This window comes from Rugamonas violacea, from assembly GCF_016461825.1.
Lineage (GTDB): Bacteria > Pseudomonadota > Gammaproteobacteria > Burkholderiales > Burkholderiaceae_D > Rugamonas.
Window position 1 is genome coordinate 58,176 of the sequence record NZ_JAEMNU010000094.1, and the last position, 12,562, is coordinate 70,737.

General features: G+C 64.0%; 13 protein-coding genes. 4 read left to right on the plus strand and 9 right to left on the minus strand.

The window, feature by feature from the left end:
- Positions 1-109: 109 nt before the first annotated feature.
- Entirely contained in the window at positions 110-2,872 is a 2,763-nt protein-coding gene (secA, locus tag H7U20_RS18115; RefSeq protein ID WP_199760548.1) for a preprotein translocase subunit SecA, read from the minus strand.
- 75 nt (positions 2,873-2,947) lie between these two features.
- On the opposite strand from secA, the gene H7U20_RS18120 reads away from it, so the two are divergent.
- Positions 2,948-3,118 (plus strand): hypothetical protein, encoded by a 171-nt coding sequence (locus tag H7U20_RS18120; RefSeq protein ID WP_199760549.1) that lies wholly within the window; start codon positions 2,948-2,950, stop codon positions 3,116-3,118.
- Positions 3,119-3,131: 13 nt separating this feature from the next.
- Positions 3,132-3,611, plus strand: a complete 480-nt coding sequence (locus tag H7U20_RS18125; protein WP_233410869.1) for a DciA family protein — start codon at positions 3,132-3,134, stop codon at positions 3,609-3,611.
- Positions 3,612-3,918: 307 nt separating this feature from the next.
- Here H7U20_RS18125 and lpxC read toward each other — a convergent pair whose 3' ends face one another.
- Both lpxC and H7U20_RS18135 read right to left on the minus strand, forming a co-directional pair.
- Positions 3,919-4,854 (minus strand): UDP-3-O-acyl-N-acetylglucosamine deacetylase, encoded by a 936-nt coding sequence (gene lpxC / locus H7U20_RS18130; protein WP_199760551.1) that lies wholly within the window; start codon positions 4,852-4,854, stop codon positions 3,919-3,921.
- A 54-nt stretch (positions 4,855-4,908) separates the two neighbouring features.
- Positions 4,909-5,751: a DMT family transporter gene (locus H7U20_RS18135; protein ID WP_199760552.1), complete on the minus strand. Its 843-nt coding sequence runs from the start codon at positions 5,749-5,751 to the stop codon at positions 4,909-4,911.
- Between the two features lie 332 nt (positions 5,752-6,083).
- Between H7U20_RS18135 and H7U20_RS18140 the strand changes: the two genes are divergently transcribed.
- Together H7U20_RS18140 and H7U20_RS18145 are read left to right on the plus strand one after the other, a co-directional pair.
- A complete protein-coding gene (locus H7U20_RS18140) occupies positions 6,084-6,332 on the plus strand; it encodes an AbrB/MazE/SpoVT family DNA-binding domain-containing protein (protein ID WP_199760553.1) in 249 nt (82 codons plus the stop codon).
- A 275-nt stretch (positions 6,333-6,607) separates the two neighbouring features.
- Positions 6,608-6,985, plus strand: coding sequence for a hypothetical protein (locus H7U20_RS18145; protein WP_199760554.1), 378 nt, complete (start codon positions 6,608-6,610; stop codon positions 6,983-6,985).
- A gap of 160 nt (positions 6,986-7,145) precedes the next feature.
- On the opposite strand, the gene H7U20_RS18150 is transcribed toward H7U20_RS18145, so the two are convergent.
- From H7U20_RS18150 to H7U20_RS18175, 6 genes are all read right to left on the minus strand, one after another.
- Positions 7,146-7,670, minus strand: a complete 525-nt coding sequence (locus H7U20_RS18150; RefSeq protein WP_199760555.1) for an NADPH-dependent FMN reductase — start codon at positions 7,668-7,670, stop codon at positions 7,146-7,148.
- Positions 7,667-8,257: a hypothetical protein gene (locus H7U20_RS18155; protein WP_199760556.1), complete on the minus strand. Its 591-nt coding sequence runs from the start codon at positions 8,255-8,257 to the stop codon at positions 7,667-7,669. Before H7U20_RS18155 ends, H7U20_RS18150 begins: the two co-directional genes overlap by 4 nt.
- Positions 8,258-8,276: 19 nt before the next feature.
- Positions 8,277-8,780, minus strand: a complete 504-nt coding sequence (locus H7U20_RS18160) for a peroxiredoxin (RefSeq protein WP_199760557.1) — start codon at positions 8,778-8,780, stop codon at positions 8,277-8,279.
- A 326-nt stretch (positions 8,781-9,106) separates the two neighbouring features.
- Positions 9,107-10,330 (minus strand): cell division protein FtsZ, encoded by a 1,224-nt coding sequence (gene ftsZ / locus H7U20_RS18165; RefSeq protein WP_093388257.1) that lies wholly within the window; start codon positions 10,328-10,330, stop codon positions 9,107-9,109.
- Positions 10,331-10,484: 154 nt separating this feature from the next.
- Complete coding sequence (ftsA, locus tag H7U20_RS18170) at positions 10,485-11,717, minus strand: cell division protein FtsA (RefSeq protein ID WP_093388256.1); 1,233 nt, start codon at positions 11,715-11,717, stop codon at positions 10,485-10,487.
- Between the two features lie 9 nt (positions 11,718-11,726).
- Positions 11,727-12,557, minus strand: a complete 831-nt coding sequence (locus H7U20_RS18175) for a cell division protein FtsQ/DivIB (RefSeq protein ID WP_199760558.1) — start codon at positions 12,555-12,557, stop codon at positions 11,727-11,729.
- Between the last annotated feature and the right edge of the window lie 5 nt (positions 12,558-12,562).

Below are 12,562 nucleotides of genomic sequence, written 5' to 3' on the forward strand. Positions count from 1 at the left end.
GTGGGTGCTGTGTGCGCCGCCGGCGCCTTGAATCCACAAAAAAAAGCGGAACAGCTTGACGCTGCTCCGCTTTTTTGTCGCCGCCGGGCTCGCGCCCGCTGGCCTAGGCTCAGGCCAGCTTGCCGTGGCAAGCCTTGAACTTCTTGCCGCTGCCGCAAGGGCAAGGATCGTTGCGACCCACCTTGTAGTTCATCGCGAAGTCAGGATCGTTCAGCTGCTCCTCCGACACGGTAGGCGCCAGCAGTTCTTCCGGCGCCGCGTTCGGGTTGAAGTCGGCGTGCTGGTAGTGCACGTTTTCCAGCTGAGGCGCCTGCATCGCCGCTTCGGCCGCGTCGATCTCCTCGCGCGACTGGATGCGCACCGTCATGATCAACTTAACGACGTCGTTCTTGATCATGTCGAGCATCTGGCCGAACAGTTCGAAGGCTTCGCGCTTGTATTCCTGCTTCGGATTCTTCTGCGCATAACCGCGCAGGTGGATGCCCTGGCGCAGGTGGTCCAGCGCGGCCAGATGCTCGCGCCAGTGGCTGTCCACGCTTTGCAGCATGACGTTGCGCTCGAAACCGCCGAAGGCTTCCTTGCCGACGATCGAGATCTTCGACTGGTACAGCGCATCGGCGGCGGCCAGCACGCGCTCCAGCAGTTCCTCGTCGGTCAGATTGGTCTCGGCGGCGAGCATCGCGCCCAGCGCCAGGTCGATCTGCCACTCGGCGGCCAGGGTGGCCTCCAGCGCCTTGATGTTCCACTGCTCCTCGACCGATTCCTCGGGCACGTATTCGCGCACGATGTCGGTGAAGGCGCCGTGGCGCAGCGACTCGATCAACTCGGAAATGTCGGTGGTCTCGAGCAGCTCGTTGCGCTGCTGGTAGATCACTTTGCGCTGGTCGTTGGCGACGTCGTCGTATTCCAGCAATTGCTTGCGGATGTCGAAGTTGCGCGCCTCGACCTTGCGCTGGGCCGACTCGATCGAACGCGAGACGATGCCCGCCTCGATCGGTTCGCCCTCGGGCATTTTCAGGCGGTCCATGATGGCGCGCACGCGGTCGCCGGCGAAGATGCGCAGCAACTGGTCGTCGAGCGACAGGAAGAAGCGCGAGGAGCCCGGATCGCCCTGGCGGGCGGCGCGGCCGCGCAACTGGTTGTCGACGCGGCGCGATTCGTGGCGCTCGGTGCCGATGATGTGCAGGCCGCCGGCCGCCACCACCTGCTCGTGCAGCGCCTGCCAGCCATCGCGCAGCGCGGCGGCCTGGGCCGCCTTGTCGGCGTCGCTCAGCTCGGCGTTCGCCTCGATGAACTTGATCTGGTTCTCGACGTTGCCGCCCAACACGATGTCGGTGCCGCGACCGGCCATGTTGGTGGCGATGGTGATGGCTTTCGGGCTACCGGCCTGGGCGATGATCTCCGCCTCGCGGGCATGCTGCTTGGCGTTCAGCACGTTGTGCGGCAGATCGGCCTTGGCCAGGATGCCCGACAACAGCTCGGAGTTCTCGATCGAGGTGGTGCCCACCAGCACCGGCTGGCCGCTGTCGTAGCACTCGCGGATCTCCAGCAGCATGGCGTTGTACTTCTCCATGGTCGACTTGTAGACCTGGTCCTGGCGGTCCTTGCGCTGCGACGGCCGGTTCGGCGGCACCACCACGGTTTCCAGGCCGTAGATCTCCTGGAACTCGTAGGCTTCGGTGTCGGCGGTACCGGTCATGCCGGCCAGCTTGCCGTACATGCGGAAGTAGTTCTGGAAGGTGATCGAGGCCAGCGTCTGGTTCTCGTTCTGGATCTTCACGCCCTCTTTCGCCTCGACCGCCTGGTGCAGGCCGTCCGACCAGCGGCGGCCCGTCATCAGGCGGCCGGTGAATTCGTCGACGATCACCACTTCGTTGTTCTGCACCACGTAGTGCTGGTCCTTGAAGTACAGCGCGTGGGCGCGCAGCGCCGCGTACAGGTGGTGCACCAGGGTGATGTTGGCCGAGTCGTACAGCGAGGCGCCTTCCGGCAGCAGACCCATGGTGGTCAGGATCGCCTCGGCCTTCTCGTGGCCGGCCTCGGTCAGCAGGACCTGGTGGGCCTTCTCGTCCTTGGTGTAGTCGCCCGCCACTTCGATCTTGCCCTTGCCGTCCGGGGTTTCCTCGCCGACCTGCAGGGTCAGCATGCCGGGCAGCGCGTTGATCTTGTGGTACAGGTCGGTGTGGTTCTCGGCCTGGCCGGAGATGATCAGCGGCGTGCGCGCCTCATCGATCAGGATCGAGTCGACCTCGTCGACGATGCCGAAGTTCAGCGCGCGCTGCACCCGGTCGCGTGCCTCGAACACCATGTTGTCGCGCAGGTAGTCGAAGCCGAATTCGTTGTTGGTGCCGTAGGTGATGTCGGAGGCGTAGGCGGCCTGCTTGGCGGCGTGCTCCATCTGCGACAGGTTGATGCCGGTGGTCAGGCCGAGCCAGCTGTACAGCTTGCCCATGGTCTCGGCGTCGCGCTGGGCCAGGTAGTCATTGACGGTGACGATGTGCACGCCCTTGCCCGACAGCGCGTTCAAGTAAGCCGGCAGGGTCGCGGTCAGCGTCTTGCCCTCGCCGGTGCCCATCTCGGCGATTTTACCGAAGTGCAGCACCATGCCGCCCACCAGCTGCACGTCGAAGTGGCGCATCTTGAAGACGCGCTTGCTGGCCTCGCGGCACACGGCGAAAGCCTCGGGCAGCAGCGCGTCGAGCGCCTCCCCCTTGGCGATGCGTTCCTTGAAGGCGGGCGTCTTCGCTTGCAGCTCGGCATCCGTCAGCTTTTCAATGACCGGCTCGAGCGCATTGATCTCGCGTACCGTTTTTTGGTATTGCTTGAGCAGCCGCTGGTTGCGGCTACCGAAAATCTGGGTCAGTAATGACATGCTTGAATTCTTGAAAAAAACGCCGTTTAAAAAGCTCTGTGGGGTGGAAAACGCCTGACCTTACGGAGTTCGACTATGGCAAAAGACGATGATTTTATCATGCGCCGCTGCCAAGATTGGGATATTGGCCTATATAACAATAGCCCAGGAGCAAACAATGCCACAAAACCAATACATTTAGCCACATTGCCGAAAAAAATCAGTGCCGCCGCCGGCCCCGCCTCGGCATGGAGGGGGCGGCTGTGATATGTTTCGCCGCATGCGATTCAACTCCTCCAACATCTCGCTCAAACGGCGCACCGCCGTCGGCGCCACCGACTTCCTGCGCCGCGACGACAAGATGGCCGCCCTGCTGCCGGCCATCGAGCGCATGGCCGCCCTGCAGAAGGACTGCGCCACCGCCCTGCCCTCGATGTTCAAGTATTGCGAGATCCTGCAGTTCGAGGACAACCAGCTGGTGCTGTCGACGCCCAACGCGGCGCTGGCGGCCAAGCTCAAACAGCAACTGCCCAAGCTGCAGGAGACCCTGGCGCGGCGCGGCTGGCAGGTGCACGGTGTCAAGCTGAAGGTGCAGATGATGAAGGCGGCCGAGGTCAAGGAGCAGATGCGCGCCCTGTTCCTCAACGAGGCGGCGATCAGCGCCTTCGACTCGCTGAGCGATTCGCTGGAGCAGTCGGCGCAAAACGCCACCCTGATCGCCGCGCTGAAGGCGATGGTGGCGCGCCGCCGCAGCGACTAGGCGGCCGGCCGCGCCAACGACAAGGGCGCCCCGTGGGCCAAACGCGGTTCAGTCAAGAAAACCCACAGGCGTGGAGCTGGGGTCGGACCCGCCGGGTCCGACCCCGGTACTGCGCCGTTGGGTGGTTTTTAGCCGCCGGCGCCAGGCCGCCGCGGGGTCGCGGTGTTAAGGGCACATCGAGTAACTCTGAATTCGTCGCTCCACATCGGCGGACCGCCGCGTAGGCGGGAACCCATGCTGCGCTAGACAAGATGCGACGTATAGGTTCCCGCCTGCGCGGGAACGACAGGGGTTTTTAGAGATGCCTTTAAGTCAGCGCCCACTCGCGCGCCATCTGGCGCAGATACGACGGCGGCGCCGTCTCGTTGCTGGCGAAGGAGACAATCTCGTAGGCGTCCGGATGCTTCAGCAACTCCAGCAGCAGCTGGTTGTTGAGCGCGTGGCCGGACTTGTGCGCCTCGTAGCTGGCCAGCAGCGGATGGCCGACCAGGTACAAATCGCCGATGGCGTCGAGGATCTTGTGGCGGACAAACTCGTCCTCGTAGCGCAGGCCGTCCGAGTTGAGGATGCGGTACTCGTCCATGACGATGGCGTTCTCCAGCGAGCCGCCGCGCGCCAGGCCGATGCCGCGCAACATCTCCACGTCCTGCATGAAGCCGAAGGTGCGCGCCCGCGCCACGTCGTGCACATACGACACGTCGCCGAAGTCGACATGGGCGCGCTGCGTGGTGCCGTCGACGGCCGGATGGTTGAATTCGATGAAAAAATCCAATTTAAAACCGTTGTACGGCGTCAGGCGCGCCCATTTTTCCTTGTCGCCCTGGCCTTCGCGGATTTCCACCGGCTTGAGCACGCGGATGAACTTCTTCGCCACCGGCTGCTCGAACACGCCGGCCTGTTGCAAAAGATACACGAACGACGAGGCCGAGCCGTCCATGATGGGGATCTCCTCGGCGCTGACGTCGATGTACAGGTTGTCGATGCCCAGGCCGGCGCAGGCCGACATCAGGTGTTCGACGGTGGAGACGCGGGCGCCGTCCTTGACCAGCACCGAGGCCATGCGGGTGTCGCCGACCGCCGCCGCGCTGGCCGGAAAGTCGACGATCGGGTCCAGGTCGACGCGGCGGAAGACGATGCCGGTGTCCGGCGCGGCCGGCCGCAAGGTCAGCTCGACCTTGCGGCCGGAGTGCAGTCCCACGCCGACGGTGCGGACCAATTCTTTGACGGTGCGTTGTTTTAACATGCCAAGATTATAGCGAAGTTGTCGAGCCCGCGTCGCCCGGCCGTTTCCGCCCGGTCAAGGATGTTCCGACTCGGCATGCACCGTCTCGCGCCGCACCAGATAGACGCCGCTGGCGATGATGATCGCCGCGCCGAGCAACGTGTAGCCGTCCGGCAGCACCTGCCACAACAACCAGTCGATCGCCACGCCCCAGGCCAGCGCCGAGTATTCGAACGGCGCCACGGTCGAGGCCTTGCCCTTGCTGAAGGCCTCGGTCATGGCCAGCTGGCCGAGGAAGCCGCTGACGGCCAGCGCCAGCAGCACCAGCATGTCCTCCTGGCGCACCGCCACCCAGCCCTGCCAGGACAGGGACAGGCCGCCACCGGCCATCAACACCAGCAGCGAAAACATGATGGACTCGTTGGCGTCGGTGCGGCTCAGCACGCGGCTGGCGATGGCCGAGACGGCGTAGCAGGCCGCCGCCGCCAGGATGGCCAGGCCGCCCATGGTGAGGAAGCCGCTGCCGTCGGGCCGCAGCACCACCAGCACGCCGACCAGGCCGACGCCGATGGCGCACCACTGCGCGGCGTCGACCCGTTCCTTGAGGATGAACACCGACAGCGCCGTGATCAAGGTCGGCGCGATGAAAAAGATCGAGTAGGCCTCGGCCATCGACAACGTTTTGAGGCCGTAGGCGAAGGTGGTCAGCATGACGATGCCGACCACGCCGCGCAGCAGGTGCAGCGGCCAGCGGATCTTCAGCACGCGGCGGAAGGCGCCGCGATAGGCCAGATAGCCGCACAGCAGCGGCAACGAGCTGAGCGCGCGCATGGCCGTCACCTGCATGGCCGGATAATGGGACGACAGCACCTTCATCGAGGTGTCCATGATGGAGAACATGGCGACGGCGATCAGCATCGCGTAGATGCTGCGCAGGTTTTCTTGGCGGGTCGGGGAAGACAGAGGAAGCTCCTGTTGCGCGGCAGCGGGGCCGCATGGAACGTCATCATGGCGACGTCCAGAGCCAGGACCGGACGCCGGGCGGCGTTGCGATCGGAATAATTATAGCAAGGTAATAATTCCCGCGTGGCGGGAGAGCCGGCGGTGAGGGCCGCCGACGGCATCACCGGCTTCAGGTCGTGCCACTTTGGGCAGTCAAGACCATGCCGGCACCGGCACCGTCACCAACATCAATCCAAATCCGCCAGACAGGCGTACGATGGCCAACATCCACCTTGCAGGAGCCAACCATGAACAAAACGGTAACCCTGACAGTGCAGAAATTGGGCGACGATCTGGTATTGCGTATTCCCGCCAAGCTCGCCAAGGAGCAAAGACTGACGGCCGGACAACAGCTTGAGATTCAACTAGACTCGTCAGCGCCTCCTGAACCGAGCGCGCTTGCCCCGCCACTGGCACAACTACTCGCTCAGTTCGATCCCGCCAAAGATGGCGGCGAAGCCATGGCGACGACGCCCACCGGCGTCGAGGCCATGTAATGACGGCGCCAGCGCTGTGGTCACCGCCAGCTACAATGAAAGCAATCCTTTTGCCGTCAAACTCGTCGGCAAACAAGGCGTCATCAGCTACATCCAGTCCCACCAACCAAAGTCATTCGATTGGAAAAAGCGCGGCGCCAGTCCGCATCCGATGAAGAAGGTGCGACCATCCTCCGTCTGCGCCAGCAACTCTCGTGGATAGAACACCTGCATGTCGACGCGCCCGGCAAACCCGCCCAGCACGGCATAGCTATGCGCCGCCTTCCTCAACACAAATGGCCGGCCTGCCCGCTGCCCGGATGCTGCGCGCCGCGCTCACTTCGCGCCACAGCGCGGATGGCACCGAGCTCATCGCCGGCAAAGGAACGGTAGGCGGCCAGGTTCTCCTGATCCATGATCTGGCCCAGGCGGACAGTATCGTCCTTGTCGACCGGACCAGACAAGGTTCGCCACAAATCCGGATCGGCGGCTTTGCCGACCCTCGCCTCCAGGGATTTTCAAACCGGCACCCAGCGCCTCTTCAACGGATCAACCTCCTCCGCGTCCGCCCGCGCATGCAAGGCAAACACCATCGCGCACATGGCGACACGCTTCCAGCCGACTTCAAGTTGCATCTCGAAATTCCTTTCATCGCTCAGTTATTAATACGATAGGAATGACGTCATTCCCGCGAAGGCGGGAATCCATGCCGCGCCAAAAAGGATGCGGCATATGGGAAAACGCATGCGGGGCATGGGTTCCCGCATGCGCGGGAACGACGGTTTTTTAGCAGTGCCTGCACTTCCGAGAACTCATTCAACGGGCAGGCGCAGCTCATGCGCCGCCCGCCACGTGCCGGCGCAAGACGTCCAGCGCCGCCTTGAGCGCGGCCACCATGGCCGGATCGGCGGCGATCTGCTCTTCGCTCAGTCTGGCGCCGACCAGCGGCAAGGTGATGCAGGCGTCGCCGACCACGCTGGCCGACATCACCGTGACCGTCTCCAGCAGCGCGGCGTGGGCGTGCACGGCGCGCGGCGCGGCGTTGAACAGCGCCACCGGCTTGCCGATGAAAGACTCGTTGCCAACCATCCAATCCAGGCCGTTCTTGATCGCGCCGCTCACGCCGTGCGCGTATTCCGGGCTGGCGATGACGACAGCGTCGGCCGCCATCAAGGCGTCCTTCAATCTGGCGACGACGGCCGGCGCGTCGACGATGTCTGGATTGAACAGCGGCAGTTCGCCCAGCTCCCGATAGATCCGCACCTCGATATCGGCCGGCGCCACGGCGGCCAGCACGCGCAGCAGCATCGAGTTGATCGAGGCGGCCCGCAGGCTGCCCGAGATGGCGAGTATTTTCATACGGCGGATTGGATGTCGTGTAAGTCGCGGAAATGCTGGCGCAGCAGTTCGATCGTATCGAAGGCGCGGCCAAGCGTGCCATCGTCGCACTGCGTTTGTTCGGGATGCTCGGCCAGGAACAGCAGCCAATTCGCCAGCGCGGCGAATTCCGCCTCGCGCAGGTCGTTGAAACAGCCCAGCAGATGGTCGTCCCAGTACGCCGGCGTCGGACTGCGATCGAGCATGCCCAGGATGGAGTCGGTCGGCGCCAGCCATTGCGCCGGATCGGCGGCGACCAAGGTCAGCACGCTCGGCAGATAGTAGGCGAAGGCGGCCGGCACAAAATGGTGGATGGCGTCGGACTTGGCATTCCACTCGGCGCAGCTCAAGCCGCGCCAGTCGCGGCCAAGCAAGGACAGCGCATCCAGCTGGTCGTCATCGTCGGCCCAACGGCTCACCGCGACGACCTGCTCGGGCAGCGCGCGCCAGCCGAAGGCCTCTTCGATTTCTTTGTTTATGGGCAATTTTTCCATAAACGCAATATAACGTATCGCCGACGCGGCGCACAGCACAAAAGCAAAACGGCGCCGCAGCGCCGTCTTGTTCACATCGAAAATGCTTGGACGATTACAGCTGGCCCAGCAGCGTTTCCGCGTTCGACACTTCGAACTTGCCGCCCTGCTCGATGTTGAGCTGGCTGACCACGCCGTTGTCGACCAGCAGCGAGTAACGCTGCGAGCGGGTGCCCATGCCGAACTTGCTGAAGTCGGCGTCCAGGCCCAGGGCCTTGGAGTAGGCGGCGTTGCCGTCGGCCATCATGCGGACGGTGCCGGTGGCTTTCTGGTCGCGGCCCCAGGCGCCCATGACGAAGGCGTCGTTGACCGAGATGCACCAGATTTCGTCGACGCCCTTGGCTTTCAGGTCGGCGGCGTGCTGCACGTAACCCGGCACGTGTTGTGCGGAGCAGGTCGGGGTGTAGGCGCCCGGCAGGCCGAAGATGGCGATCTTCTTGCCCTTGACCAGGTCTTGCACGTTGAAGGTGTTCGGGCCCAGAGCGCAGCCTTCGGTTTCGGTTTCTACGAATTCGGACAGGGTGCCTTCCGGCAGGGTGTCGCCGATTTTGATGGTCATGCTTGACTCCTCTTTTATAGTGGTTGACGGATATTCGCCGGGATCGATCAGCCCGCAAGCGGCGAGGCGCCGGCGGCTGGAATACCACCCAACGGCGGAGAGCCGGGGTCGGACCCGCCGGGTCTGACCCCAGGTTTGCGCCTCTGGGTTTGCGTAAGCAAATGGCATTCGCGCTGGGCGCGGCTCATCCCGGCATAGGCGTGCAGTATGCCTGAAGCTTTCAGATCCTGCAGAAAACCGCCCGGAAACGCGCCGCAGCGGACCGCAACGGCCCGCGAACGGAGCGCGCGCCGCGCCCCGGGTGGGCACGGCGCGGCGACCAGTTCCTAGTCCGCCTGCTTGCGCAGGAAGGCCGGGATGTCGTAGGTTTCCATGCCGTTCTTCTCCATCGCGCGCACCTGCTCGGAAGCCGATTCGCGACGCCATACCGCCGGCGCCTTCATGCCGTCGAAGGCCGGCGCACCGCCGCCGCCCATGCCGCTGGTGGCGCCCATCGACACCGAAGCGGCCGCGCCGCCGCCCATCGATGCGGAAGGCATCATCGGGCTGTTGTGGGTGCCGGTGCGCAGCATCTGCTGCGGCACCAGTTGCACGTGCTTCTTGGTCTTGCCCAGGCCGGTGGCGACCACGGTGACGCGGATCGCGTCACCCATCTCGTCGTCGTAGGCGATACCCTGGGCGATCGACGCGTCCGGCGCGGCGAAGGCGCGCACGGCGGCCATGACTTCCTTGATTTCCTTACCCTTCAGGCCACGGCTGGCGGTGACGTTGACCAGCACGCCGCGCGCGCCGGACAGGTCGACGCCGTCCAGCAGCGGCGAGGCCACCGCTTGTTCGGCGGCGATGCGGGCGCGGTCCACGCCGGAGGCGGTCGCCGTGCCCATCATGGCCTTGCCCTGCTCGCCCATGATGGTCTTGACGTCGTTGAAGTCGACGTTGATGTGGCCCGGCACGTTGATGATCTCGGCGATACCGGCCACCGCGTTGTTGAGCACATCGTCGGCGTGTTGCAGCCACTCGATCAGCGACTCGTCCTCGTAGATCTCTTCGAGTTTCTCGTTCAGGATGACGATCAGCGAATCGACGTTGGCCGACAGCTGCTCCAGGCCCTCGTCGGCGATGTCCATGCACTTCTGGCCTTCGTGCGAGAACGGCTTGGAGACCACCGCGACGGTCAGCGCGCCGAGCGACTTGGCGATCTCCGCGACGATCGGCGCGGCGCCGGTGCCGGTGCCGCCGCCCATGCCGGCGGCGATGAAGACCATGTGCGCGCCGCGCAGCGAGTCCTCGATGCGCTGGCGCGATTCCTCGGCCAGCTTGCGGCCGACCTCGGGCTTCATGCCGGCGCCCAGGCCGGTCTCGCCGATCTGGATGATGTTGTGCGCCTTGGAGGTCGACAAGGCCTGCGCGTCGGTGTTGGCGGCGATGAACTCGACGCCCGACATGCCCTTGTTGATCATGTGTTGAACTGCGTTGCCACCTGCTCCGCCGACTCCGACGACCTTGATGACGGTACCCAAAGATGCGTTATCGACCATATCAAACTCCATGATGTACTCCTATCAGAATGCGGTTTTCAAGCGCCAGTCCTCATATTGGTAGAAGAACTGGGGATTGAAAACTGCAGTTTAAGTTAAATTATATAAACCGTTGTTTTCGAATCGAATTGCCTACGCTGCTAAAAGAGCCAGTACCGCACCAACCTTAAAAATTACCTAAAAACCATTCCTTCATGCGCTGCCAGACCGCCTTCACCGAACCATCCTGACGCGTCACGATGTGACCGCGCAGGTATTGTTTTTTCGCTTCCAACAGCAGGCCGAGCACCGTCGCGTAGCGCGGGCTGCGCACCACGTCGGCCAGTTGGCCGCGATAGTCCGGCGTGCCCAGGCGCGCCGGCTTGAGGAAGATGTCCTCGGCCATTTCGACCATGCCCGGCATGATCGCCGTGCCGCCGGTCAGCACGATGCCCGACGACAGCACGCCCTCGTAACCGGATTCGCGCACCACCTGGTGCACCATGGCGAACAACTCCTCGACGCGCGGCTCGATCACCGCCGCCAGCGCCTGGCGCGACAGGTTGCGCGGACCACGGTCGCCCAGACCCGGCACTTCGAGCGACTCGCCCGGATCGGCCAGCACCTGTTTGGCGACGCCGTAGCGGATCTTGATCTCCTCCGCCTCCGAGGTCGGCGTGCGCAACGCCATCGCGATGTCGTTGGTGATCTGGTCGCCGGCGATGGGGATCACCGCCGTGTGGCGGATCGCGCCGTCGGAGAACACCGCCACGTCGGTGGTGCCGCCGCCGATGTCGATCAACACCACGCCCAGTTCCTTCTCGTCCGGCGTCAGCACCGCGTCGGCCGAAGCCATCGGCTGCAAGATCAGGTCGGACACTTCCAGGCCGCAACGGCGCACGCACTTGACGATGTTCTGCACCGCCGAGACGGCGCCGGTGACGATGTGCACCTTGACTTCGAGGCGGATGCCGCTCATGCCGATCGGCTCGCGCACGTCCTCCTGGCTGTCGACGATGAACTCCTGCGGCACCGTGTGCAGCAGCTGCTGGTCGGTCGGGATGTTGACCGCCTTCGCCGTTTCGATCACCCGCGCCACGTCGGTGGCGGTGACTTCCTTGTCCTTGATGGCCACCATGCCGCTCGAATTGAAGCTGCGGATATGGCTGCCGGCGATGCCGGCGTAGACGTTGCGGATTTTGCAGTCGGCCATCAGCTCCGCCTCCTCCAGCGCGCGCTGGATGGACTCGACGGTCGCTTCGATGTTGACCACCACGCCCTTCTTCAAGCCCTTCGATTCGTGCTGACCCAGCCCGATCACCTCGTGGCGCCCGTCGGACATCACTTCGGCCACCACGGCCACCACTTTCGAGGTGCCGATGTCGAGGCCGACGATCAGGTTTTTCGCGTCTTTTGTCATTTCTCTCGCCTACTGTGTATGCCTGCTGATTGGCTTTAAATTATTCGTATTTTTCTTTGCTGCCGCCGGTCGCGGTTTCGGCTTGGCGCCCTCGGCCGGAATCTTCAATCCCGTCGCCGACAAGGCCAACCCGTTCTGGTAACGCATATCGATGGTCTCGATGTTCGGCAGGTGGGTCACCAGTTGCGGGTAGATCCCCATCAGCCGGTCGACCCTTTCCTTCAAGGTGGTGCTGGTCTGCTCGCGACCCAGCGCCACGCTCATGCCGTTGTTCAGTTTCACCGTCCACGCATAGCGGGTCGACAGCGACAACGCCTGCGGCACCAGCTGCAGCGGGGCGAACCAGCCGCGCAGTTCGGCGAAGCGCGACAGCACTTCCTTCTCGCTGCCCTCCGGTCCGTCGAACTCGGGCAGCACGTGGTCCTCTTCCGCCTCGGCCAGGTTGGCGGTGAAGACATCGCCCTTGGTCGACAGCAGGCGGCCGTCCTCGCCCCAGGTGCCCAGCGCCTCGTGTTCCTCCAGCGCGACGATCAACTGGTCCGGCCATTCGCGGCGCACGGTGGCGCGGCGGACCCAGGGCACCGACTCGAAGGCCAGCCGCACCGCGTCCAAATTGGTGGTGAAGAAGTTACCCTTGATGCGACCCAGCGCGCCGTTGCGCAGCGTGAGATGGTTCACATGCTTGAGTTCATCCTGCGCCATGCTCTCGATGCGGATGGTGCGCAAGGTGAACATGGGCCGCTGCGCCAGCCACCAGACGCCCGCTGCCAGGCATGCCAGCAGCGCCAGGGCAAAGATGCCGTTGGCGGTAGCATTCAAGGCTTTAGCGTCTTGCCACATAGTCG